The sequence below is a fragment of the Streptococcus mitis genome (assembly GCF_002096855.1).
Classification (GTDB): Bacteria; Bacillota; Bacilli; order Lactobacillales; family Streptococcaceae; genus Streptococcus; species Streptococcus mitis_Y.
Window position 1 is genome coordinate 191,784 of record NZ_NCVH01000031.1, and the last position, 25,739, is coordinate 217,522.

At 41.4% G+C, this 25,739-nt stretch carries 23 protein-coding genes and 2 tRNA genes; 24 read left to right on the forward strand and 1 reads right to left on the reverse strand.

Translation table 11 applies throughout. From position 1 onward, the window contains the following. Positions 1-8 precede the first annotated feature (8 nt). From deoC to B7698_RS06290, 6 genes are all read left to right on the forward strand, one after another. A complete protein-coding gene (gene deoC / locus B7698_RS06265) occupies positions 9-671 on the forward strand; it encodes a deoxyribose-phosphate aldolase (RefSeq protein ID WP_084865012.1) in 663 nt (220 codons plus the stop codon). Further along, entirely contained in the window at positions 658-1,047 is a 390-nt protein-coding gene (locus B7698_RS06270; protein WP_084865013.1) for a cytidine deaminase, read from the forward strand. The genes deoC and B7698_RS06270 overlap by 14 nt, the downstream gene beginning before the upstream one ends. 89 nt (positions 1,048-1,136) lie before the next feature. Next, positions 1,137-2,189 (forward strand): BMP family lipoprotein, encoded by a 1,053-nt coding sequence (locus B7698_RS06275; RefSeq protein WP_084865014.1) that lies wholly within the window; start codon positions 1,137-1,139, stop codon positions 2,187-2,189. 143 nt (positions 2,190-2,332) lie between these two features. Beyond that, positions 2,333-3,868, forward strand: a complete 1,536-nt coding sequence (locus B7698_RS06280) for an ABC transporter ATP-binding protein (RefSeq protein ID WP_084865015.1) — start codon at positions 2,333-2,335, stop codon at positions 3,866-3,868. Beyond that, positions 3,861-4,919, forward strand: coding sequence for an ABC transporter permease (locus tag B7698_RS06285; RefSeq protein ID WP_084865016.1), 1,059 nt, complete (start codon positions 3,861-3,863; stop codon positions 4,917-4,919). Before B7698_RS06280 ends, B7698_RS06285 begins: the two co-directional genes overlap by 8 nt. A gap of 2 nt (positions 4,920-4,921) precedes the next feature. Next, positions 4,922-5,878, forward strand: coding sequence for an ABC transporter permease (locus tag B7698_RS06290; RefSeq protein ID WP_084865017.1), 957 nt, complete (start codon positions 4,922-4,924; stop codon positions 5,876-5,878). A gap of 37 nt (positions 5,879-5,915) precedes the next feature. Here B7698_RS06290 and plsY read toward each other — a convergent pair whose 3' ends face one another. Beyond that, positions 5,916-6,557 (reverse strand): glycerol-3-phosphate 1-O-acyltransferase PlsY, encoded by a 642-nt coding sequence (plsY, locus tag B7698_RS06295; protein WP_084865018.1) that lies wholly within the window; start codon positions 6,555-6,557, stop codon positions 5,916-5,918. 136 nt (positions 6,558-6,693) lie between these two features. On the opposite strand from plsY, the gene parE reads away from it, so the two are divergent. The 18 genes from parE (at position 6,694) to sufB (ending at position 25,721) form a co-directional block, all read left to right on the forward strand. After that, complete coding sequence (gene parE, locus B7698_RS06300; RefSeq protein WP_084865019.1) at positions 6,694-8,637, forward strand: DNA topoisomerase IV subunit B; 1,944 nt, start codon at positions 6,694-6,696, stop codon at positions 8,635-8,637. 23 nt (positions 8,638-8,660) lie between these two features. After that, entirely contained in the window at positions 8,661-9,068 is a 408-nt protein-coding gene (locus B7698_RS06305) for a YkvA family protein (RefSeq protein WP_084865020.1), read from the forward strand. Positions 9,069-9,209: 141 nt separating this feature from the next. Beyond that, the gene (locus B7698_RS06310; RefSeq protein WP_084865095.1) at positions 9,210-10,028 is read left to right on the forward strand and encodes an aminoglycoside 6-adenylyltransferase; all 819 of its coding nucleotides are present in this window, start codon (positions 9,210-9,212) and stop codon (positions 10,026-10,028) included. Positions 10,029-10,394: 366 nt separating this feature from the next. Then, positions 10,395-12,866 carry a DNA topoisomerase IV subunit A gene (gene parC, locus B7698_RS06315; RefSeq protein ID WP_084865021.1) on the forward strand — a complete coding sequence of 824 codons (2,472 nt, stop codon included), beginning with the start codon at positions 10,395-10,397 and terminating at the stop codon, positions 12,864-12,866. A 134-nt stretch (positions 12,867-13,000) separates the two neighbouring features. Next, positions 13,001-14,023 carry a branched-chain amino acid aminotransferase gene (locus tag B7698_RS06320; protein ID WP_084865022.1) on the forward strand — a complete coding sequence of 341 codons (1,023 nt, stop codon included), beginning with the start codon at positions 13,001-13,003 and terminating at the stop codon, positions 14,021-14,023. A 22-nt stretch (positions 14,024-14,045) separates the two neighbouring features. Further along, complete coding sequence (locus B7698_RS06325) at positions 14,046-16,013, forward strand: peptide ABC transporter substrate-binding protein (protein WP_000837410.1); 1,968 nt, start codon at positions 14,046-14,048, stop codon at positions 16,011-16,013. A 97-nt stretch (positions 16,014-16,110) separates the two neighbouring features. Then, complete coding sequence (locus B7698_RS06330) at positions 16,111-16,341, forward strand: DUF2969 domain-containing protein (RefSeq protein ID WP_000037113.1); 231 nt, start codon at positions 16,111-16,113, stop codon at positions 16,339-16,341. A 49-nt stretch (positions 16,342-16,390) separates the two neighbouring features. Then, positions 16,391-16,471 (forward strand) — tRNA-Tyr (locus B7698_RS06335). A 9-nt stretch (positions 16,472-16,480) separates the two neighbouring features. Beyond that, positions 16,481-16,552: transfer RNA gene (locus B7698_RS06340), tRNA-Gln, on the forward strand. Between the two features lie 161 nt (positions 16,553-16,713). Then, positions 16,714-17,916, forward strand: a complete 1,203-nt coding sequence (rpsA, locus tag B7698_RS06345) for a 30S ribosomal protein S1 (protein ID WP_001001630.1) — start codon at positions 16,714-16,716, stop codon at positions 17,914-17,916. A gap of 85 nt (positions 17,917-18,001) precedes the next feature. Then, positions 18,002-18,499: a GAF domain-containing protein gene (locus tag B7698_RS06350; RefSeq protein ID WP_084865023.1), complete on the forward strand. Its 498-nt coding sequence runs from the start codon at positions 18,002-18,004 to the stop codon at positions 18,497-18,499. Next, positions 18,499-20,154 carry a DNA polymerase III subunit gamma/tau gene (gene dnaX / locus B7698_RS06355; RefSeq protein ID WP_084865024.1) on the forward strand — a complete coding sequence of 552 codons (1,656 nt, stop codon included), beginning with the start codon at positions 18,499-18,501 and terminating at the stop codon, positions 20,152-20,154. The genes B7698_RS06350 and dnaX overlap by 1 nt, the downstream gene beginning before the upstream one ends. 27 nt (positions 20,155-20,181) lie before the next feature. After that, on the forward strand, positions 20,182-20,376 hold the full coding sequence (locus B7698_RS06360; protein WP_001081602.1) for a DUF3272 domain-containing protein: 195 nt from the start codon (positions 20,182-20,184) through the stop codon (positions 20,374-20,376). A 150-nt stretch (positions 20,377-20,526) separates the two neighbouring features. After that, on the forward strand, positions 20,527-21,297 hold the full coding sequence (sufC, locus tag B7698_RS06365; RefSeq protein ID WP_033685054.1) for a Fe-S cluster assembly ATPase SufC: 771 nt from the start codon (positions 20,527-20,529) through the stop codon (positions 21,295-21,297). Positions 21,298-21,324: 27 nt separating this feature from the next. After that, positions 21,325-22,587, forward strand: a complete 1,263-nt coding sequence (gene sufD / locus B7698_RS06370) for a Fe-S cluster assembly protein SufD (protein WP_084865025.1) — start codon at positions 21,325-21,327, stop codon at positions 22,585-22,587. A 10-nt stretch (positions 22,588-22,597) separates the two neighbouring features. After that, the gene (locus B7698_RS06375; protein WP_084865026.1) at positions 22,598-23,824 is read left to right on the forward strand and encodes a cysteine desulfurase; all 1,227 of its coding nucleotides are present in this window, start codon (positions 22,598-22,600) and stop codon (positions 23,822-23,824) included. Beyond that, positions 23,811-24,251, forward strand: coding sequence for a Fe-S cluster assembly sulfur transfer protein SufU (gene sufU, locus B7698_RS06380; protein ID WP_001218492.1), 441 nt, complete (start codon positions 23,811-23,813; stop codon positions 24,249-24,251). Before B7698_RS06375 ends, sufU begins: the two co-directional genes overlap by 14 nt. A gap of 57 nt (positions 24,252-24,308) precedes the next feature. Beyond that, a complete protein-coding gene (sufB, locus tag B7698_RS06385; RefSeq protein WP_000797054.1) occupies positions 24,309-25,721 on the forward strand; it encodes a Fe-S cluster assembly protein SufB in 1,413 nt (470 codons plus the stop codon). The last annotated feature ends 18 nt before the right edge of the window (positions 25,722-25,739 follow it).

Sequence of the window (25,739 nt, forward strand, 5' to 3'; positions counted from 1 at the left end):
ATCCGAATATGAAATTAAATAAATATATCGATCATACACTTTTGAAACAAGATGCGACAGTAAATCAAATTGATTGTTTGTTGTCTGAAGCTAGAGAGTATGATTTTGCCAGTGTTTGCGTGAATCCGACCTGGGTTGAACATGCTAAAAAAGGGCTTGAAGACACAGATGTCAAGGTCTGCACAGTAGTAGGTTTCCCCTTGGGGGCAACAACTTCAGCTGTGAAAGCATTTGAAACAAAAGAAGCTATCCAAAACGGTGCAGATGAGATTGATATGGTTATCAATGTTGGTGCCCTCAAATCAGGCAATCTGGATTTGGTTGAATCGGACATCCATGCTGTCGTAGAAGCAAGTGGTGACAAGTTGGTGAAAGTCATTATCGAAACTTGCTTGTTGACAGACGATGAAAAGGTTGTGGCCTGCCAATTATCCCAGAAAGCAGGCGCTGACTTTGTCAAAACATCAACTGGCTTTTCAACTGGTGGTGCCACTATAGAGGATGTTCAGTTGATGCGTAAAACAGTCGGGCCAGATATGGGAGTTAAGGCAGCTGGTGGAGCTCGTTCATATGCGGATGCTCTTGCTTTTGTGGAAGCAGGTGCTACCCGTATCGGGACATCTGCTGGCGTTGTGATTTTAAAAGGAGAATTAGCAGATGGCGACTACTGAGTTGATTGAACTAGCAATTGAAACCAGCAAGAAAGCCTATGTGCCCTATTCTCATTTTCCTATCGGAGCAGTTTTAGTAGCCAAAGACGGAACTGTTTACACGGGAGTGAATATCGAAAATGCTAGCTATCCTTTGACAAACTGCGGAGAACGTACAGCGATTTTTAAAGCAGTTTCTGAAGGTCAAAGAGAATTTTCAGAATTGATTGTCTATGGAGAGACTGAAAAACCAATCTCGCCATGTGGTGCTTGTCGCCAAGTGATGGCTGAATTTTTTGAACAAGATCTAAAAGTGACCTTAGTCGCAAAAGATAAATCGACGGTCGAGATGACGGTCGGGGAATTACTTCCATATTCTTTTACAGACTTAAACTAGTCTGAGTCACTCTATGAGTGGCACGGTCCTTGTGGCCAACCAATCCATACTTGCAACATCGTTGCACATCTTATTTAGGAGGTTCAGTAATGAACAAGAAACAATGGCTAGGCCTTGGTCTAGTTGCAGTGGCAGCAGTTGGACTTGCTGCATGTGGTAATCGCTCTTCTCGTAACGCAGCTTCATCTTCTGATGTGAAAACAAAAGCAGCAATCGTAACTGATACTGGTGGTGTTGATGACAAATCATTCAACCAATCAGCTTGGGAAGGTTTGCAAGACTGGGGTAAAGAACACAATCTTTCAAAAGATAAAGGTTTTACTTACTTCCAATCAACAAGTGAAGCTGACTACGCTAACAACTTGCAACAAGCAGCTGGAAGTTACAACCTAATCTTCGGTGTTGGTTTTGCCCTTCACAATGCGGTTGAAGAAGCAGCAAAAGAGCACACTGATATCAACTATGTCTTGATTGATGATGTGATTAAAGACCAAAAGAATGTTGTTAGCGTAACTTTTGCTGATAATGAATCAGGTTACCTTGCAGGTGTAGCTGCAGCTAAAACAACTAAGACAAAACAAGTTGGTTTTGTAGGTGGGCAGGAGTCAGAAGTTATCTCTCGTTTTGAAGCTGGTTTCAAGGCAGGTGTTGCGTCAGTAGACCCATCTATCAAAGTACAAGTTGACTATGCTGGTTCATTTGGTGATGCTGCTAAAGGTAAAACAATTGCAGCAGCGCAATACGCAGCTGGTGCAGATATTGTTTACCAAGTAGCTGGTGGTACAGGTGCTGGTGTCTTTGCAGAAGCAAAATCACTCAACGAAAGCCGTCCTGAAAATGAAAAAGTTTGGGTTATCGGTGTTGACCGTGACCAAGAAGCAGAAGGTAAATACACTTCTAAAGATGGCAAAGAATCAAACTTTGTTCTTGCATCTACTTTGAAACAAGTCGGTACAACTGTAAAAGATATTTCTAACAAGGCAGAAAAAGGTGAATTCCCTGGCGGCCAAGTAATTGTTTATTCATTAAAAGATAAAGGGGTTGACTTGGCAGTAACAAACCTTTCAGAAGAAGGTAAAAAAGCTGTTGAAGATGCTAAAGCTAAAATCCTTGATGGAAGCGTAAAAATTCCTGAAAAATAATGGATGGAAGTCATTTCTTAGGAAGCGGCCAAGGGCCGCTTTTTTAAGAGTTGAGACAAAGTCATTTTGTCTCAGTAAAGCTTGCTACTAGAGAAACTAGCAAGTTTTATTGAAATAAAATAAGACTCTGAAAGGAAGAGCACATGGCACACGAAAATGTCATTGAGATGCGTGATATTACCAAGGTGTTTGGTGAATTTGTTGCCAACGACAAAATTAACCTGCACCTACGAAAAGGTGAAATTCATGCACTTTTAGGAGAAAATGGGGCTGGAAAGTCCACGCTTATGAACATGTTAGCAGGACTTCTTGAACCAACCAGTGGTGAAATTGTGGTCAACGGTCAAGTTGTCAACCTCGACTCACCATCTAAAGCAGCTAGCTTGGGAATCGGAATGGTTCACCAGCACTTTATGTTGGTAGAAGCCTTCACAGTGGCTGAAAACATCATTTTAGGTAGTGAATTGACTAAAAATGGTGTGCTAGATATCACTGGAGCTAGCAAAGAAATCAAGGCTCTTTCTGAACGTTACGGCTTAGCTGTTGATCCTTCTGCTAAGGTGGCTGATATCTCAGTTGGAGCCCAACAACGTGTAGAAATTTTAAAAACCCTTTATCGGGGAGCTGATATCCTTATCTTTGACGAACCAACGGCTGTCTTGACTCCATCAGAAATTGATGAGTTGATGGCTATTTTGAAAAATCTTGTCAAAGAAGGAAAATCAATTATCTTGATCACCCACAAGTTAGACGAGATTCGAGCAGTTTCTGACCGCGTTACAGTTATCCGTCGTGGGAAATCAATTGAAACTGTCGAAATTGCAGGGGCTACCAATGCTGATTTGGCAGAAATGATGGTAGGACGTTCTGTTTCCTTTAAAACAGAGAAACAAGCCTCTCAACCAAAAGAAGTGGTCTTGTCAATCAAAGATTTGGTGGTCAATGAAAACCGCGGTGTCCCAGCTGTGAAAAATCTGTCCTTGGATGTTCGTGCTGGAGAGATTGTTGGTATTGCAGGGATTGATGGAAATGGTCAGTCTGAACTGATTCAAGCCATTACAGGTCTTCGCAAGGTTGAATCTGGTAGCATTGAGCTAAAAGGAGATTCAATTGTGGGCTTGCACCCACGTCAGATTACAGAGTTGAGTGTTGGTCACGTTCCAGAAGACCGTCACCGTGATGGCTTAATTTTGGAAATGATGATTTCTGAAAATATTGCCCTTCAAACTTACTATAAAGAACCACATAGTAAAAATGGAATTTTGAACTATTCAAATATTACTTCTTATGCTAAAAAGCTAATGGAGGAATTTGATGTTCGTGCTGCCAGTGAATTTGTTCCTGCAGCTGCACTCTCAGGAGGAAATCAACAAAAAGCAATTATTGCTCGTGAAATTGATCGTGATCCTGATCTCCTTATCGTCAGCCAGCCAACTCGTGGGTTGGATGTCGGTGCCATTGAATATATCCACAAACGCTTGATTGAAGAGCGTGATAACGGTAAGGCTGTCCTAGTTGTCAGCTTTGAATTGGATGAGATTTTAAACGTCTCAGACCGTATCGCCGTTATCCACGATGGCAAGATTCAAGGTATTGTATCACCAGAAACAACCAATAAACAAGAACTTGGTGTCTTGATGGCTGGTGGAAACTTGGGAAAGGAGAAGAGTGATGTCTAAAAAATTACAACAAATTTCGGTTCCCTTGATTTCTGTCTTCCTAGGAATTTTACTCGGAGCCATTGTCATGTGGATCTTTGGTTATGATGCTATTTGGGGCTACGAAGAATTGTTCTACACAGCCTTTGGTAGCCTGCGTGGGATTGGAGAAATTTTCCGTGCTATGGGGCCTTTGGTCTTGATCGGTCTTGGTTTTGCTGTTGCCAGTCGTGCAGGCTTCTTTAACGTCGGGCTTCCTGGTCAGGCTTTGGCTGGTTGGATTCTTAGTGGTTGGTTTGCCTTGTCGCATCCAGATATGCCACGTCCCTTGATGATTCTAGCAACTATCGTGATTGCCCTGATTGCTGGTGGTATTGTTGGAGCGATTCCGGGTATTCTTAGAGCCTATCTAGGGACGTCAGAGGTTATCGTAACCATCATGATGAACTACATTGTCTTGTATGTAGGGAATGCCTTTATCCATGCCTTCCCTAAAGACTTTATGCAAAGTACAGATTCGACCATTCGTGTTGGAGCTAATGCAACCTACCAGACACCTTGGTTAGCTGAGTTGACTGGTAATTCGCGGATGAATATTGGTATTTTCTTTGCCATCATTGCCGTTGCAGTTATTTGGTTCATGCTCAAGAAAACAACCCTTGGTTTTGAAATCCGTTCGGTTGGTCTTAATCCACACGCATCGGAATACGCTGGTATTTCTGCTAAACGAACAATTATCCTCTCAATGATTATCTCAGGTGCCTTGGCTGGTCTTGGTGGAGCTGTTGAAGGTCTGGGAACCTTCCAGAACGTTTATGTTCAGGGGTCGTCATTAGCTGTCGGATTTAACGGGATGGCGGTTAGTCTGCTTGCGGCCAACTCACCAATTGGTATTCTCTTTGCAGCCTTCCTATTTGGTGTTCTCCAAGTTGGAGCCCCTGGTATGAATGCGGCGCAGGTACCGTCTGAGCTTGTCAGCATTGTAACAGCGTCTATTATCTTCTTTGTCAGTGTTCATTACCTTATCGAACGCTTTGTCAAACCGAAAAAACAAGTTAAAGGAGGTAAGTAAAGATGTCTATTACAACCTTGCTCACCCTCTTGGTGTCTTCTATGCTGATTTACTCAGCACCCCTCATCTTTACAAGTATTGGTGGTGTTTTCTCTGAACGTGGTGGTGTCGTAAACGTCGGCCTTGAAGGAATTATGGTTATGGGTGCCTTTTCTGGAGTTGTCTTTAACCTTGAATTTGCAGAACAATTTGGAGCAGCAACTCCATGGCTATCCTTGCTTGTAGCAGGATTGGTTGGTGGTGTCTTCTCTATCATCCACGCAGCAGCGACGGTTCATTTCCGTGCAGACCATGTTGTCAGCGGTACAGTATTAAACTTGATGGCGCCAGCCTTGGCTGTTTTCTTAGTGAAAGTCCTTTATAACAAAGGTCAAACCGACAACCTAAGTCAGACTTTTGGACGCTTTGATTTCCCAGTCTTTGCAAATATCCCAGTGATTGGTGATATCTTCTTCAAGTCAACTAGTCTACTTGGTTATCTGGCGATTGCCTTCTCATTCCTTGCTTGGTTTATCCTCTTCAAGACTCGCTTTGGTCTTCGTCTTCGTTCTGTAGGTGAACACCCTCAAGCAGCTGATACCTTGGGAATCAATGTCTACAAAATGAGATATTTAGGGGTTATTATTTCAGGTTTCCTAGGTGGAATTGGTGGAGCGATTTATGCTCAATCCATCTCAGTTAACTTCTCAGTAACAACTATTGTTGGACCTGGATTTATCGCTCTTGCTGCGATGATCTTTGGAAAATGGAATCCAATCGGAGCCATGCTATCTAGTCTCTTCTTTGGACTTTCACAAAGTTTGGCTGTTATCGGATCTCAATTGCCATTCCTACAAGGAGTGCCTGCGGTTTATCTTCAAATCGCACCTTATGTCTTGACAATTCTTGTCTTGGCAGCCTTCTTTGGAAAAGCGGTAGCACCAAAAGCAGATGGTATCAACTATATCAAATCAAAATAAGCATACAAAAAACGTCAGTATAGAATGAACTGACGTTTTATTTTTTAGGATGTTGGTGGGTCAAGTTCAATCCCCAAGGGACCAAATTTTCAGCTTTATTTTTGATACGAGCGATATTGTCCTTATGACGAATGATAATCAAGCTAGCAAGAGCTAGGATAATAGCGATGAATAGAGGATCATAGTTGCTCAGGATAAAACCAAATAGTGGAAATAGGAGAACTCCGATAACGGCTGCGATAGAAGCAATAACGCTAGACAGTGAAATCATACTGCCTAGATAGAGGGTTCCAAAGAATACGATTGCCAGGTAGAGACAGAAGACAGGCGCAAATCCGAAAACAACTCCAGCACTGGTTGCGACAGCCTTGCCTCCCTTAAATCCTGCAAAGATAGGGAAGGTATGTCCAATGACAGCCAAAAGTCCAAAGATGAGAGGCGAAACGCCTTGCAGATGAAAAATAATCGGAAGAAGCGTTGCTAGGGTTCCTTTGAAAAAGTCAATCACAAAGGTTGCCATACCTGCTTTCTTTCCTAAAATGCGGAAAGTATTGGTCGTTCCAGTATTTCCAGAACCGTGTTCACGCAGATTTGTCTGAAAGAAAATTTGTCCAATCCAGAGACCAGACGGAATCGAACCCAGCAGATAGGCTAGGATTAATAAAACTATTGTAATCATACTCCTATTATATCATGAAATGGAGAAGAAAGGCAGAGAATCTCTTCTGAAAATTGTCACATCGGAGAAAGAAAAATTTTGCAAAATCCTTGGAAAACCTGTAGAATAGTAAAGATGAACGAATAGGAGGTTCCTTGTGTCAAAAAAGGAAATCAATATTAACAATTATAATGATGATGCCATTCAGGTGCTAGAAGGGTTGGATGCGGTCCGAAAACGTCCAGGGATGTATATCGGATCGACTGATGGGGCAGGACTCCATCATCTCGTCTGGGAAATCGTCGACAATGCAGTCGATGAAGCCTTGTCTGGATTTGGTGACCGTATTGATGTAACTATCAATAAAGATGGGAGTTTGACTGTACAAGACCATGGCCGTGGGATGCCGACAGGTATGCACGCTATGGGAATTCCAACTGTTGAGGTTATCTTTACCATTCTCCACGCAGGAGGGAAATTCGGTCAAGGAGGCTACAAGACATCTGGTGGTCTTCACGGGGTGGGTTCTTCCGTTGTTAACGCTCTTTCAAGTTGGCTGGAAGTTGAAATTACCCGTGATGGGGCAATCTATAAGCAACGTTTTGAAAATGGTGGCAAACCTGTCACGACTCTGAAGAAAATCGGTACAGCGCCCAAGTCTAAAACAGGTACCAAGGTTACTTTTATGCCTGATGCGACGATCTTTTCTACGACAGATTTCAAGTACAATACCATCTCAGAGCGTCTTAATGAATCAGCCTTTCTCTTGAAAAATGTGACCTTGTCTTTGACTGATAAACGAACAGACGAAGCGATTGAATTCCACTATGAAAATGGGGTACAAGACTTTGTTTCTTATCTGAACGAAGACAGGGAGACCTTGACGCCGGTTCTTTACTTTGAAGGTGAAGACAACGGTTTCCAAGTGGAAGTAGCTCTCCAGTACAATGATGGTTTTTCAGATAACATCTTGTCCTTTGTCAATAACGTTCGCACCAAGGACGGTGGAACGCACGAGACAGGACTCAAGTCTGCCATTACAAAGGTTATGAACGACTACGCGCGTAAGACGGGGCTTCTCAAGGAAAAAGATAGAAACCTTGAAGGATCAGACTATCGTGAAGGACTAGCAGCCGTTCTTTCTATCTTGGTTCCTGAAGAACACCTCCAGTTTGAAGGACAGACTAAGGACAAACTAGGAAGTCCACTAGCTCGTCCAATCGTTGATAGTATTGTTGCTGAAAAACTGACTTTCTTCCTTATGGAAAATGGTGAATTGGCTTCTAACCTCATCCGCAAGGCTATCAAGGCCCGTGACGCTCGTGAAGCGGCACGTAAGGCGCGTGATGAGAGCCGAAATGGGAAGAAAAATAAAAAAGACAAGGGCTTGTTGTCTGGGAAATTAACCCCAGCCCAGTCTAAGAATCCAACTAAGAATGAACTCTATCTAGTCGAGGGAGATTCTGCCGGAGGTTCTGCCAAACAAGGCCGTGACCGCAAGTTCCAGGCTATTCTACCTCTTCGTGGTAAGGTTATCAATACAGCCAAGGCCAAGATGGCGGATATCCTCAAAAATGAAGAAATCAATACCATGATTTATACCATTGGTGCGGGTGTTGGAGCAGACTTCTCTATTGAAGATGCCAACTATGATAAGATCATTATCATGACAGATGCGGATACCGACGGTGCCCATATCCAGACCTTGCTCTTGACATTTTTCTACCGCTACATGCGTCCTCTAGTCGAGGCAGGTCATGTCTATATCGCCCTTCCACCTCTTTACAAGATGTCAAAAGGAAAAGGAAAGAAAGAAGAAGTAGCTTATGCTTGGACGGACGGTGAGCTAGAAGAACTCCGTAAACAGTTCGGTAAAGGCGCCACACTTCAACGTTATAAAGGTCTTGGTGAGATGAATGCAGACCAGCTCTGGGAAACAACCATGAATCCAGAAACGCGTACCCTTATCCGTGTCACCATAGAAGACCTAGCACGCGCCGAACGCCGTGTCAATGTCCTCATGGGAGACAAGGTTGAACCACGCCGTAAGTGGATTGAAGACAATGTCAAGTTTACGCTGGAAGAAGCGACTGTATTTTAAAAAATTAAAAAAGGAGAATAACAATGTCAAATAATCTGTCTGAAGATCAAGTAAAAGAAGCTCTTGAAAGTGGATACGGGCAATCTGAAGCTTTATTAAATGATAAAGATGAATTAGATAATTTTTTGCAACGTTTAGAACTAAAAATTAAAGAGATACCTTTTGTTGGAGAAAAATTTACAAAAATTCCTGTTATGATATCTTTGGTAAAAAATTATGTAGAGGGTAAATATACTACAGTACCTTATGGAACTATTCTGGCTGTTTTAAGTTCATTAATTTATTTTGTAGCTCCAATTGATATATTCCCAGATTTTATACCGTTTGCTGGCTATTTGGATGATATGGCTGTAATGGGATTGTGTATGAAAATGGTAAATACTGATATTGAAGCCTATGATGAATGGCGTCGCTCTCAAGGATTAATTTGAGTCAATAAATTAGATTATTACTAGTCAATTCTTTATAAACGGGAATTATCAAAACATTTTAAATCCTCAATTATAGACAATATCTAATTTTACTATCAGATTCCTTATTACATTTTTATAGTAAACAAAGAAATGATAAACCTGAGAACAGAACCCGAAATACTTGATTTAATTTTTCAAACCGCAAAAACACTTCAAGTCGAGGCCGTCGCTATGTCTGGTTCACGGACTGACACAAAAGCCTCAAAAGATGAATTTCAAGACTATGACGTAGTCTATGTTGTAGAGAATCTGGACGAGCTGATTACAGATTTATCTTGGTTGGACCAGTTTGGCAAACGCATTATCGAGCAAGAGGTTGCTCTTGAGCATCGTCGTCTCTACCTCATGCTCTTTAAAGATGGTAACTGTATTGACTTGACTCTATGTTCTAAAGTGCATATCAAGGAGTGGGTAGAAAGCGAAGCGGATTTCATGGTTATAGAAGATCCTAAGGGATTGTTTGTACCTCATTCTCCAACTCCCCAGCGTTACTGGACAAGCCCAGCTAGTGCGATAGAGTTTGAAAAAGTCTGCAATGAGTTTTGGTGGGTGTCGAGCTACGTTGTCAAAGGGATTTGTCGGAATCAGGTCATCTACGCGACCGACCATCTCTATGGTATTTGTCAGCAAGAGTTGTTAACAGTCTTAGCTTGGCAGGTCGCAAGTGATAGGGGAAGAGTCGACGTCGGCAAGAACTACAAGTACCTCTTTAACTATTTACCTGCTGAGAAAGAAATGGAATTCTCAAATCTGATTGATTTTTCAAGCATAGATAAAATCACTCAGTCTCTATTTGCTACGATGCAACTTTTACACAGAGAGGCTCAGTCCCTTGCTCAAAAGATGGGATTTGACTATGATATGAAAGTAGCTGAGAAGATGATTGAGTATGCTAAGGAGAGACTTCTTAATCGCTAACTAACTAAAGATCTTAATTTAAAAGATTAAACTACAGAAAGAGTCGTTTGGTTATTTGTAGTAACTGAACACGGGACTAATTTTATTCGGAAAAAGTCAAATCGTCTTGACTTCATAGAGCTCTACATCGATTTCCTATTTTTCTACAGAAATTTCCGGCAAGCCGAAACGTCCCTTTGTATCTTAACTGAATAAAGGACTAATTTCTGTAAAGTATCCTTCACTGTATAAAAACCTACTCTATATTCTTTGAAAGGAGTTGAACACGCCCTAAATGATGCGTGAAAAAGATAAATTCTCTGGTGAGCTTGCTTACTTCAAGAATTTTCTATTTTCACTTGATATTTTACGGGCTCTGTATCCTATATGAGTAACATTCAAAACATGTCCCTCGAGGACATCATGGGAGAGCGCTTTGGTCGCTACTCCAAGTACATTATTCAAGACCGGGCTTTGCCAGATATTCGTGATGGCCTGAAGCCGGTTCAGCGCCGTATTCTTTATTCGATGAATAAGGATGGCAATACCTTTGACAAGAGCTACCGTAAGTCTGCTAAGTCAGTCGGGAACATCATGGGGAATTTCCACCCACACGGTGACAGTTCTATCTATGATGCCATGGTTCGTATGTCTCAGGATTGGAAAAATCGTGAGATTTTAGTTGAAATGCACGGTAATAACGGTTCTATGGACGGTGATCCACCTGCGGCCATGCGTTATACCGAGGCACGTTTGTCTGAAATTGCTGGCTACCTTCTTCAAGATATCGAGAAAAAGACCGTTCCTTTTGCTTGGAACTTTGACGATACAGAGAAAGAGCCGACTGTTTTACCAGCAGCCTTTCCAAACCTTTTGGTTAATGGTTCGACTGGTATTTCGGCTGGTTATGCGACAGATATTCCACCTCATAATTTAGCTGAGGTCATCGATGCGGTGGTTTACATGATTGACCACCCAACAGCCAAGGTGGATAAACTCATGGAATTCTTGCCTGGACCAGACTTTCCGACTGGAGGGATTATCCAGGGTCGTGATGAAATCAAGAAGGCCTATGAAACTGGAAAAGGGCGCGTGGTTGTTCGTTCTAAGACTGAAATTGAAAAGCTAAAAGGTGGTAAGGAACAAATTGTTATTACTGAGATTCCTTATGAAATCAACAAGGCTAATCTAGTCAAGAAAATCGATGATGTTCGTGTTAATAACAAGGTAGCTGGTATTGCTGAGGTTCGCGACGAGTCTGACCGTGACGGTCTTCGTATCGCTATTGAACTTAAGAAAGACGCTAATACAGAGCTCGTTCTCAACTATCTCTTTAAATATACTGACCTGCAAATCAACTACAACTTTAACATGGTGGCGATTGACAATTTCACACCTCGTCAGGTCGGTATTGTCCCAATCTTGTCTAGCTATATTGCCCACCGTCGTGAAGTGATTTTGGCGCGTTCACGCTTTGATAAGGAAAAGGCTGAAAAACGTCTCCATATCGTCGAAGGTTTGATTCGTGTGATTTCAATCTTGGACGAAGTCATTGCGCTTATCCGTGCTTCTGAGAATAAGGCTGACGCTAAGGAAAATCTTAAGGTCAGCTATGATTTTACGGAAGAACAGGCTGAGGCTATCGTAACCTTGCAACTGTATCGTTTGACCAATACCGATGTGGTTGTCTTACAGGAAGAAGAAGCAGAACTTCGTGAGAAGATTGCCATGCTTGCAGCTATTATCGGTGATGAGCGGACTATGTACAATCTCATGAAGAAAGAACTTCGTGAGGTTAAGAAGAAGTTTGCGACTCCGCGTTTGAGTAGCTTAGAAGATACTGCGAAAGCAATTGAGATTGATACAGCTAGTCTGATCGCCGAGGAAGATACCTATGTCAGCGTTACCAAGGCAGGTTATATCAAGCGTACCAGCCCACGTTCCTTTGCCGCTTCAACCCTGGAAGAAATTGGCAAGCGTGATGATGACCGTTTGATTTTTGTACAAGCTGCCAAGACAACCCAGCATCTTTTGATGTTCACGACTCTTGGAAATGTCATTTATCGACCAATCCATGAATTGGCAGATATTCGCTGGAAGGATATTGGAGAGCATCTGAGCCAAACCATCACAAACTTCGAAACTAACGAAGAAATCCTTTATGTGGAAGTCGTGGATCAGTTTGATGATGCGACAACCTATTTTGCTGCAACTCGTCTTGGTCAAATCAAGCGTGTAGAGCGAAAAGAGTTCACTCCATGGCGAACCTACAAGTCTAAGTCTGTCAAGTATGCTAAGCTCAAAGACGAGACAGACAAGATTGTAGCAGTGGCTCCGATTAAACTAGATGATGTTCTTTTGATTAGCCAAAATGGTTATGCCCTTCGTTTCAATATCGAAGAGGTTCCAGTTGTCGGTGCTAAGGCTGCAGGTGTCAAAGCTATGAACCTGAAAGCAGATGATGTCCTCCAATCCGCCTTTATCTGCAACACCTCATCCTTCTACCTCTTGACCCAACGTGGAAGTTTGAAACGTGTTTCTATTGAGGAAATTCCGGCAACAAGCCGTGCCAAACGAGGTTTACAAGTCTTGCGTGAGTTGAAAAATAAACCGCACCGTGTCTTCTTGGCTGGAGCAGTTTCAGAGCAAGGATTCGTTGGTGATCTCTTTAGTACAATAGTAGAAGAAAATGATCAAACGTTACTTGTCAAATCTAACAAGGGAACAATCTATGAGAGCCGATTGCAAGATTTGAACCTATCAGAACGAACTAGCAATGGAAGCTTTATTTCAGACACCATTTCAGATGAAGAAGTTTTTGACGCGTATCTTAAAGAAGTATTTACTGAAGCTAAATAAGTGAAATGAAGAATCAGTTTTCAGAGCTGGTTCTTTTTATTGAAGAAATTTTCTGAAAATTACAAAATATACTTGCTATTTTAGAAAAATAGTGTAGAATAAAAGAAATAGGTTTTTAGAATAAGGAGTGGAATATGACAGTAACGATTGATTGGGAAAATCTCGGTTTTTCCTATATGAAATTACCTTATCGCTATATTGCTCATTTTAAAAATGGACAATGGAATCAAGGAGAGCTTACAGAGGATGCAACCTTGCATATTTCAGAGTCTTCTCCAAGTCTTCACTATGGACAACAAGCATTCGAAGGTTTGAAAGCTTACCGTACTAAGGATGGCAGTATTCAACTTTTCCGTCCTGATGAAAATGCTAAACGTCTGCAACGGACATGTGACCGTCTCTTGATGCCACAAGTTCCGACAGAAATGTTTGTAGAAGCTTGTAAGGGAGTTGTTCGTGCGAATGAAGAATATGTACCTCCATACGGAACAGGTGGAACCTTATATCTTCGCCCTCTTTTGATTGGTGTCGGAGATATTATTGGGGTAAAACCGGCAGAAGAGTACATTTTCACCATCTTTGCTATGCCAGTTGGAAATTACTTTAAGGGTGGATTGGTTCCAACCAACTTCTTGATTCAGGATGAATACGATCGTGCGGCTCCAAATGGTACAGGTGCGGCTAAGGTTGGTGGAAACTATGCTGCCAGTCTCTTACCAGGGAAATTGGCCAAGTCACGTCATTTCTCAGATGTTATCTATCTAGACCCATCAACTCATACAAAGATTGAAGAAGTCGGATCAGCTAACTTCTTTGGAATTACAGCTGATAATGAATTTGTAACACCATTGAGTCCTTCTATATTGCCATCTATTACCAAGTATTCTTTGCTTTATTTGGCAGAACATCGTTTGGGCTTAACTCCTATTGAGGGGGATGTCCCAATTGATAACCTTGACCGTTTTGTAGAGGCAGGTGCCTGTGGTACCGCAGCTGTTATTTCTCCAATTGGTGGAATTCAGCACGGTGATGATTTCCATGTTTTCTATAGTGAAACAGAAGTAGGCCCTGTGACTCGCAAACTCTATGATGAGTTGACAGGAATTCAGTTTGGCGATATTGAAGCGCCAGAAGGTTGGATTGTAAAAGTAGATTAAAATAAACAAAAGGAGATTTTTGATGAAATCGAAAAAGTGGCTCTTAACAGCAGGAGTGGTCCTGAGTACAACAGCTCTTTTAGTGGCTTGTGGAAAAGCTGATAAAGAAGCAGATGCACCGACAACATTTTCATATGTCTATGCAGTAGATCCAGCATCTTTGGACTATAGTATAGCGACTCGTACATCTACAACAGATGTCATCGGGAACGTGGTTGATGGCTTGATGGAAAACGACCAGTATGGAAATGTTATTCCTTCCTTGGCTGAGGATTGGTCTGTGTCAAAAGATGGTTTGACTTATACCTACAAACTTCGTAAAGGAGTTAAATGGTACACATCAGAAGGCGAAGAATATGCAGAAGTAACAGCCCATGACTTTGTGACAGGACTAAAACACGTAGCTGACGGTAAGTCAGATGGTGTCTCTCTCATCCAAAATTCAATCAAGGGCTTGGATGCCTACATGACTGGTGAGACCAATGATTTCTCTACAGTTGGTGTCAAGGCCTTGGACGATTACACAGTTGAATATACCCTAAACAAACCAGAAAGTTTCTGGAACTCTAAAGTCACCACAGCAACGATGTTGCCTGTAAATGAAGAGTTTTTGAAGGCATCAGGTAAAGATTATGGAGCAGTTACTCCAGCAGGGATTCTTTACAATGGTCCTTATATCTTGAAGACCTTGACTTCTAAATCGTTGATCGAATACGAGAAAAATCCAAACTACTGGGATAAAGAAAAGGTAAAAATTGAAAAGGTCAAATTGACTTACTACGATGGTTCTGATCAGGAATCGTTGATTCGTAGCTTCTCTTCAGGTGCCTATACGACAGCCCGTCTCTTCCCAAGTAGCTCAAACTTTGCTTCAACTTTGGAACAATACGGAGATAAAATCACTTATAGCCCACAGGACTCAAGTAGTTATTACTTCACCTTTAACGTAAATCGTCAATCATATAATAAAACTGCGAAAACAAGTGAAGAGCAAAAGACTTCTACTAAAGAAGCTATGCTTAATAAGGACTTCCGTCAGGCTATCAACTTTGCCTTCAACCGCCATTCTTATGCTGCCCAGCTAAATGGTGAAGACGGTGCGGACAAGATTATTCGTAACAGCCTCGTTCCTGACAACTTTGTACAAGCAGGTGGTAAAAACTTTGGTCAAATCGCTCAAGCAGAGTTGGTGAACTATGGTGACCAATGGAAAGATGTTGAGCTAGTTGACGGTAAGGATTCTATCTACAATCCTGACAAGGCTAAAGCTGCTTTCGAAAAAGCTAAGAAAGACTTGGAATCTAAAGGGGTAACATTCCCAATTCACTTGGATGTCCCAGTTGAACAAACAGATACCATCGCCGTTCAACAAAGCAACTCTTTCAAACAGTCTATTGAATCAACTCTTGGTGCTGAAAATGTTGTTATCGACGTTCTTCAAATGACAGATAATGAAAAGGAAACAATCACTTCTCAAGCGCGTGTTCCTTCTCAAAAAGATTATGATTTGAACAGTACAGGATGGGCTCCAAGCTATCAAGACCCAGCATCTTACTTGAATATCATGGATCCTAAATCAGGTTCTGCTATGAAACACCTTGGTATTACTAAAGGGAAAGATAAGGATGTTGTAGCTAAACTTGGTTTGGACCAATATAAGAAATTATTGGATGATGCAGATTCAGAAACTACAAATCTTGAAGAACGCTATGAAAAATATGCCAAGGCTCAAGCTTGGTTGACAGATAGTTCATTATTGATGCCAACAGCCTCATCTGGTGGTTCTCCAGTTGTAAGTAATGTCGTGCCATTCTCAAAACCATACTCACAAGTTGGTATTAAGGGTGACCCATATATCTTTAAAGGAATGAAATTGCAAAAAGATATTGTTACAACAAAAGAATATGAAGAAGCACTGAAAAAATGGCAAAAAGAAAAATTGGAATCAAATGGTAAGTACCAAAAAGAACTAGAAAAACATATTAAATAAAGCAGAAAACTTTATATCAGACAAGCCTGGTATAGAGTTTTTTCTTGCTAGTTTTAGGATTTTCTTGTAAAATAGAAAAAGTGAAGAGAGGTATGAAATGAGCAAGAAAGATAAAAAAATTGAAATTCAAGTAGCAGATGCTAAAGTTAATGTTGGTAAAGACAGTTTTGAAGGTTATACATTGACTATCGGTAAAAAAGTTATCGGAGAAATTGCCGAATTAGACGGACAATTTGCCATCATAAAGAATGGGAATGTCGATAGTTTTTATAAAAAATTGGAAAAAGCTGTGGAAATTTTGATTGAAAATTATAATTTAGCAAAATAAGTCTTGTTTTTTTGAAATTTTCATGATATAATAGTCCATGTTGATTGTAGGAGAGATAGCGAAGAGGCTAAACGCGGCGGACTGTAAATCCGCTCCTTCGGGTTCGGGGGTTCGAATCCCTCTCTCTCCATTTCGTCAATGGGGTATAGCCAAGCGGTAAGGCAAGGGACTTTGACTCCCTCATGCGTTGGTTCGAATCCAGCTACCCCAGTTCTTAGGTAATAATCAAGATAAAAAGCAAAATATCTTAGGGTATTTTATTTTTATAATTGAAAGACGTGAACGATATGAACATGTCCTTGCGGGTGCTTAGGAAAAAAATTATAAGTATGTCAAGTTTAAGAAAAACTTGATTGTTGGAGGATTTTTTAGATGAACGAATTTGAAGATTTGCTAAATAGCGTTAGCCAAGTTGAGACTGGTGATGTTGTTAGTGCTGAAGTATTGACAGTTGATGCGACTCAAGCTAACGTTGCAATCTCTGGAACTGGTGTTGAAGGTGTCTTGACTCTTCGCGAATTGACAAACGATCGCGATGCAGATATCAATGACTTTGTTAAAGTAGGAGAAGTATTGGATGTTCTTGTACTTCGTCAAGTAGTTGGTAAAGATACTGATACAGTTACATACCTTGTATCTAAAAAACGCCTTGAAGCTCGCAAAGCATGGGACAAACTTGTTGGTCGCGAAGAAGAAGTTGTTACTGTTAAAGGAACTCGTGCCGTTAAAGGTGGACTTTCAGTAGAATTTGAAGGTGTTCGTGGATTTATCCCAGCTTCAATGTTGGATACTCGTTTCGTACGTAACACTGAGCGTTTTGTAGGTCAAGAATTTGATGCTAAAATCAAAGAAGTTGACGCTAAAGAAAACCGCTTCATCCTTTCACGTCGTGAAGTTGTTGAAGCAGCTACAGCAGCAGCTCGCGCTGAAGTATTTGGTAAATTGGCTGTTGGTGATGTAGTAACTGGTAAAGTTGCACGTATCACAAGTTTTGGTGCTTTCATCGACCTTGGTGGTGTTGACGGATTGGTTCACTTGACTGAATTGTCACACGAACGTAACGTATCACCAAAATCAGTTGTAACTGTTGGTGAAGAAATTGAAGTTAAAATCCTTGATCTTAACGAAGAAGAAGGACGTGTCTCACTTTCACTTAAAGCAACAACACCTGGACCATGGGATGGCGTTGAGCAAAAATTGGCTAAAGGTGATGTAGTAGAAGGAACAGTTAAACGTTTGACTGACTTCGGTGCATTTGTTGAAGTATTGCCAGGTATCGATGGACTTGTTCACGTATCACAAATTTCACACAAACGTATTGAAAATCCAAAAGAAGCTCTTAAAGTAGGTCAAGAAGTTAAAGTTAAAGTTCTTGAAGTTAACGCAGATGCAGAGCGCGTATCACTTTCTATCAAAGCTCTTGAAGAGCGTCCAGCTCAAGAAGAAGGACAAAAAGAAGAAAAACGTGCTGCTCGTCCACGTCGTCCAAAGCGTCAAGAAAAACGTGATTTCGAACTTCCAGAAACACAAACAGGATTCTCAATGGCTGACTTGTTCGGTGATATCGAACTTTAATCAAATTGAAAATTCACAAAATCCTTTGTTTACTAAACAAGGGATTTTTCTTTTGTCTGTAAGCCTTTTTTGATATAATAGTCCTATGTTAGAATCAGAAAAACAATCACGTTATCAAATGTTAAATGAAGAGCTCTCTTTTTTATTGGATGGTGAAACCAATGTTTTGGCTAATCTTTCCAACGCCAGTGCTCTTCTAAAATCACGCTTACCTAATACCGTATTTGCAGGCTTTTATCTGTTCGATGGAAAGGAATTGGTTCTAGGTCCTTTCCAAGGAGGTGTTTCCTGCATCCGTATTGCACTGGGAAAAGGTGTTTGTGGGGAGGCAGCTCATTTTCAGGAAACTGTTCTGGTTGGTGATGTAACAATTTATCCCAACTATATTTCTTGTGATAGTCGAGCTAAAAGTGAAATTGTTGTGCCGATGATAAAGAATGGTCAATTACTTGGAGTTCTGGATCTGGATTCTTCAGAGCTTGATGATTATGATGCTATGGATCGAGATTATTTGGAACAATTTGTCGCTATTTTGCTTGAAAAGACAGAATGGGACTTTACAATGTTTGGGGAGAAAGCCTAATGTATCAAGCACTTTATCGAAAATATAGAAGTCAAAACTTCTCCCAGTTGGTTGGTCAAGAAGTTGTGGCTAAGACTCTTAAACAAGCAGTAGAGCAAGAGAAAATAAGTCATGCCTATCTTTTCTCTGGTCCACGTGGAACGGGAAAAACTAGTGTGGCTAAGATCTTTGCCAAAGCTATGAACTGTCCCAATCAAGTGGGTGGTGAACCTTGTAATAACTGCTATATTTGCCAAGCGGTGACGGATGGTAGTTTAGAAGATGTCATCGAAATGGATGCAGCCTCTAATAATGGGGTTGATGAAATTCGTGAAATTCGTGATAAATCTACCTATGCGCCTAGCCTTGCTCGTTATAAGGTTTATATCATAGATGAGGTTCACATGCTGTCTACAGGGGCTTTTAATGCCCTCCTAAAGACGTTGGAAGAGCCAACACAGAATGTGGTCTTTATTTTGGCTACTACTGAATTGCACAAGATTCCTGCTACGATTCTATCTCGTGTGCAACGTTTTGAGTTTAAATCGATTAAGACACAGGATATTAAGGAACATATCCACTATATTTTAGAAAAAGAAAATATCAGTTCTGAACCAGAGGCTGTGGAAATCATTGCCAGACGGGCTGAAGGTGGAATGCGAGATGCCTTGTCTATTTTGGATCAAGCCCTGAGTTTGACACAGGGAAACGAGCTGACGACTGCCATCTCTGAAGAAATTACTGGTACCATTAGTCTATCAGCCTTGGATGATTATGTGGCCGCCTTGTCTCAACAGGATGTTCCCAAGGCCCTAGCATGCTTGAATCTTCTCTTTGAAAATGGTAAGAGCATGACTCGTTTTGTGACCGACCTTTTGCACTATTTAAGAGACTTGTTAATTGTCCAAACAGGTGGAGAAAACACTCATCATAGTCCAGTCTTTGTAGAAAATTTGGCACTTCCTCAAGAAAATCTGTTTGAAATGATTCGCTTGGCGACAGTCAGTTTAGCAGATATTAAGTCTAGTTTGCAGCCCAAGATTTATGCTGAGATGATGACTATTCGTTTAGCGGAAATCAAGCCTGAATCTTCGCTTTCAGGATCTGTTGAAAGTGAAATTTCTGCACTGAGACAGGAAGTTGCCCGTCTCAAACATGAACTCGCCAATGTGGGCACTGTACCAAAACCAACTAGTCCAGTACCTACCCGTCCAGCAGCGAGCAAGACCGTCTATCGTGTGGATCGCAATAAGGTTCAATCAATCCTACAAGAGGCCGTTGAAAATCCAGATTTAGCACGTCAAAATCTGATTCGCTTGCAGAATGCCTGGGGAGAAGTGATTGAAAGTCTTGGAGGTCCTGATAAGGCTCTGCTAGTTGGTTCTCAACCGGTTGCAGCCAATGAACACCATGCTATTCTTGCTTTTGAATCTAGCTTCAATGCTGGTCAAACCATGAAACGGGACAATCTCAACACTATGTTTGGTAACATCCTCAGTCAGGCAGCAGGTTTTTCACCTGAGATTTTAGCCATTTCCATGGAGGAATGGAAAGAAGTTCGCGCAGCCTTTTCAGCCAAAGCCAAATCTTCTCAAACTGAAAAAGAAGCAGAAGAAAGCCTGATTCCAGAAGGATTTGAATTTTTGGCTGATAAAGTGAAGGTAGAGGAAGACTAAAGAAAGATTTCATGATACAATAAGTTTATGAATAGACAACAATTTATTATCATCGCGCTGTTTACAGCTGCTGAGACCTATTTTTTCAATGAAGCCTGGATGACTGGTCGTTATATTATGGCAGCCTTTTGGGCCATTTTGCTCTTTAGAAATTTCCGAGTTAGTTACTTGATGGGTAAAATAGTAGATGTCATTGACCAACATTTAAAAGGAAAAGACTAGTCCTCAGCTTCTAGACAAAATCAAAGCCTTTTAGGCTTTTTTTTGTTATACTATAAAAGTATATTTATTGACCTTTTACCGTATTTTCTAGGGAAATCAAGTATGTTTCCAGTAAGAACTGTAAAGGCCTTGAAAAAGAAAGGAACTATCATGTCAGTATTAGAGATCAAAGATCTTCACGTTGAGATTGAAGGAAAAGAAATTTTAAAAGGGGTTAACCTGACCCTGAAAACAGGAGAAATCGCCGCTATCATGGGACCAAATGGTACAGGTAAATCGACTCTTTCTGCAGCTATCATGGGAAATCCAAACTATGAAGTTACCAAAGGTGAAGTCTTGTTTGATGGCGTAAACATCCTTGAGTTGGAAGTTGATGAGCGTGCGCGTATGGGACTTTTCCTTGCTATGCAATACCCATCAGAAATTCCTGGAATTACCAATGCTGAGTTTCTTCGTGCAGCTATGAATGCTGGTAAAGAAGACGATGAGAAGATTTCAGTTCGTGAGTTTATCACTAAATTGGATGAGAAGATGGAATTACTCAACATGAAAGAAGAAATGGCTGAGCGTTACCTCAACGAAGGTTTCTCTGGTGGTGAGAAAAAACGCAATGAGATTCTTCAACTTTTGATGTTGGGACCAACTTTTGCCCTTTTGGATGAGATTGACTCTGGTCTTGATATTGATGCCCTTAAAGTTGTTTCTAAAGGTGTGAATGCTATGCGAGGTGAAGGCTTTGGTGCTATGATTATCACTCACTACCAACGTCTTTTGAACTACATCACACCTGATGTGGTACACGTCATGATGGAAGGTCGTGTTGTCCTTTCAGGTGGTCCAGAATTGGCTGCGCGTTTGGAACGTGAAGGATACGCAAAACTAGCTGAAGAACTTGGCTACGACTACAAGGAAGAATTGTAATTCCCTCGTATCTTTTAGGAGAAGTAAATGACTAAAGAAAATATTAAACTTTTTTCAGAAATGCACGCTGAACCAAGCTGGTTGGCTGACCTCCGTCAAAAAGCTTTTGACAAGATTGAGACTTTGGAATTACCAGTTATTGAGCGTGTCAAATTCCACCGTTGGAATCTGGGTGATGGAACGATTACAGAAAGTGAGCCATCAGCAAATGTTCCAGATTTCACAGCTCTAGATAATCACTTGAGGTTGGTGCAAGTAGGAACTCAGACTGTTTTTGAGCAAATTCCAGTTGAATTGGCTGAACAGGGTGTCGTCTTTACAGACTTCCACTCAGCTTTAGAAGAAATTCCAGAGCTGATCGAAGAATTCTTCATGTCATCTGTTAAGTATGACGATGACAAGTTGGCAGCCTACCATACAGCTTATTTCAATAGTGGTGCTGTTCTCTATATTCCTGATAACGTTGAGATTAAAGAACCAATCGAAGGAATTTTTTATCAAGACAGCGATAGCGATGTGCCGTTTAACAAGCATATTATGATTATCGCTGGTAAAAATTCTAAGATTAGTTATCTGGAACGTTTAGAGTCACGCGGTGAAGGAAGTGCCAAAGCAACTGCCAATATCACAGTAGAAGTTATTGCTCGTTCTGGTGCGCAAGTGAAGTTTGCTGCAATCGACCGTCTAGGTGAAAACGTCACAGCCTACATTAGCCGTCGTGGTAAATTAGGCAATGATGCAAGCATTGACTGGGCAATCGGTGTCATGAACGAAGGGAACGTCGTTGCGGACTTTGATAGCGACTTGATTGGTAACGGTAGCCATGCGGATCTTAAAGTCGTAGCTCTTTCAAGTGGTCGTCAGGTTCAAGGGATTGATACGCGAGTGACTAATTATGGTTGCAACTCAATCGGAAATATCCTTCAACATGGGGTTATTCTTGAAAAAGCAACCTTGACCTTCAATGGTATTGGCCATATTATCAAGGGTGCTAAGGGAGCAGATGCGCAACAAGAGAGCCGTGTTCTTATGCTTTCAGACCAAGCGCGTTCAGATGCCAATCCAATTCTTTTGATTGACGAAAATGATGTTACTGCAGGTCACGCAGCTTCTATCGGTCAGGTGGATCCAGAAGACATGTACTACCTCATGAGCCGTGGTTTAGATAAGGCAACTGCAGAACGTTTGGTTGTCCGTGGTTTCCTTGGATCTGTTATCGTTGAGATTCCAGTCAAGGAAGTTCGTGATGAAATGATTGCAACTATCGAAGAAAAATTGTCAAAACGCTAAGGGGAAGCCTATGTTAGATGTAGAAGTGATTCGCAAGAATTTTCCAATTTTAGACCAGATTGTTAATGATGAACCATTGGTTTATTTGGACAATGCTGCGACGACACAAAAACCACTAGCAGTTCTGGAGACGATTAACCGCTACTATGAGAACGACAATGCCAATGTTCATCGTGGCGTTCATACCTTGGCAGAAAGGGCGACAGCTTCCTATGAGGCGGCTCGTGAAACCATTGGTAAGTTTATCAATGCAGGCTCAACAAAGGAAGTTCTCTTTACTAGAGGAACGACAACCAGTCTTAATTGGGTAGCGCGTTATGCTGAGGAAGTCTTGACTGAGGGAGACCAGGTCTTGATTTCCGTCATGGAACACCATTCCAATATCATTCCATGGCAGGAAGCCTGCCGCAAGACTGGGGCAGAGCTTGTCTATGTCTATCTCAAGAATGGAGCTCTGGATATGGATGATTTGCGAATTAAATTGACTGATAAAGTTAAGTTTGTCTCCCTTGCTCACGCCTCAAATGTCCTTGGTGTGGTCAATCCAATAAAAGAAATCACTCAATTGGCCCACCAAGTTGGAGCTATCATGGTGGTGGATGGTGCTCAATCTACGCCTCATATGAAGATCGATGTTCAGGACTTGGATGTTGACTTCTTTGCCTTTTCAGGTCACAAGATGGCGGGTCCAACTGGTATCGGTGTTCTTTATGGTAAAGAAAAGTATCTGGAACAAATGTCACCAGTAGAATTTGGCGGCGAAATGATTGATTTCGTCTATGAGCAATCTGCTAGCTGGAAGGAATTGCCTTGGAAATTTGAGGCTGGAACACCAAATATGGCAGGTGCAATTGGACTTGCTGCGGCAGTAGATTATCTTGAAAAGATTGGTATGGATGCGATTGAAGCTCATGAACAAGAATTGATTGCATATGTCTTTCCAAAGTTGCAGGCGATTGAAGGACTGACCATTTATGGTTCACAGGACTTGGCTCAACGTTCAGGTGTCATTGCCTTTAACCTAGGTGACCTTCATCCTCACGACCTTGCGACTGCTTTGGATTATGAAGGAGTGGCTGTTCGAGCAGGTCACCACTGTGCGCAACCCTTGCTCCAGTATTTGGATGTTCCAGCCACAGCTCGTGCAAGTTTTTATATCTACAATACCAAGGCAGATTGCGATAAGCTAGTCGATGCCTTACAAAAGACAAAGGAGTTTTTCAATGGCACTTTCTAAACTAGATAGCCTTTATATGGCAGTGGTAGCGGACCATTCGAAAAATCCACATCACCAAGGGAAGTTGGAAGATGCTGAGCAAATCAGTCTCAACAATCCGACTTGTGGGGATGTTATCAATCTCTCTGTCAAGTTTGATACAGAGAATCGTTTGGAAGATATCGCTTTTCTAAACTCAGGTTGTACCATCTCAACTGCCTCTGCAAGCATGATGACGGACACAGTTTTAGGAAAAACCAAAGAAGAAATTTTAGAACTTGCGACTATTTTTTCTGAAATGGTTCAAGGGCAAAAAGATGAACGCCAAGACCAACTAGGCGATGCAGCTTTCTTATCAGGCGTTGCAAAATTCCCTCAACGAATCAAGTGTGCAACCCTAGCTTGGAACGCTTTGAAGAAAACAATTGAAAATCAAGAAAACAAGTAAGGCAAGTTTCTTTTGTCTTATGAATCAGTAGAAATGAAGAATGAAAGAAAGGATATTATGGCTGAAGAAAGAGTAGAACCAAAACCAATTGACCTTGGTGAATATAAATTTGGTTTCCATGATGATGTAGAGCCTGTCCTATCGACAGGAAAAGGATTGAATGAAGATGTCATTCGTGAACTATCAGCTGCTAAGGGAGAACCTGAGTGGATGCTAGAATTCCGTTTGAAGTCTTATGAAACCTTCAAAAAAATGCCCATGCAAACTTGGGGAGCAGACTTGTCAGAGATTGACTTTGATGACTTGATTTATTACCAAAAACCATCTGATAAACCAGCTCGTTCATGGGATGAGGTTCCTGAAAAAATTAAAGAAACCTTTGAACGTATCGGGATTCCGGAAGCTGAGCGTGCCTATCTAGCAGGTGCCTCTGCCCAGTATGAGTCAGAAGTGGTTTACCACAACATGAAGGAAGAGTTCCAGAAGTTGGGGATTATCTTTACAGATACGGATTCTGCCCTCAAGGAATACCCAGACTTGTTTAAACAATACTTTGCTAAGTTGGTACCGCCAACAGATAACAAATTGGCTGCCCTTAACTCAGCAGTATGGTCTGGTGGAACCTTTATCTACGTACCAAAAGGGGTCAAGGTAGATATTCCTCTTCAAACTTACTTCCGTATCAACAACGAGAATACAGGTCAGTTTGAACGTACCTTGATTATCGTTGATGAGGGAGCAAGTGTCCATTATGTAGAAGGATGTACAGCGCCAACTTATTCAAGTAACAGCTTGCACGCTGCCATCGTAGAAATCTTTGCCTTGGATGGAGCTTATATGCGTTATACGACTATCCAAAACTGGTCTGATAACGTCTATAACTTGGTAACCAAACGTGCTAAAGCTCAAAAGGATGCCACTGTTGAGTGGATTGATGGTAACTTGGGTGCTAAAACAACCATGAAATACCCATCTGTTTACCTAGATGGAGAAGGGGCGCGTGGTACCATGCTCTCTATTGCCTTTGCCAATGCAGGGCAACACCAGGACACTGGTGCCAAGATGATCCACAATGCTCCACATACCAGCTCGTCTATTGTGTCTAAATCCATCGCTAAAGGCGGAGGAAAGGTTGACTACCGTGGACAGGTAACTTTTAATAAGAACTCTAAGAAATCTGTTTCTCACATCGAGTGTGATACCATTATCATGGATGACTTGTCAGCATCAGATACCATTCCGTTTAACGAAATTCACAACTCACAAGTCGCTTTGGAACACGAAGCTAAGGTATCTAAGATTTCAGAAGAGCAACTCTATTACCTCATGAGCCGTGGATTGTCAGAATCTGAAGCAACTGAGATGATTGTAATGGGATTTGTAGAACCCTTTACAAAAGAACTTCCAATGGAATATGCAGTTGAGCTGAACCGCTTGATCAGCTACGAAATGGAAGGATCAGTTGGGTAAAATTTGATTTTAGATTTA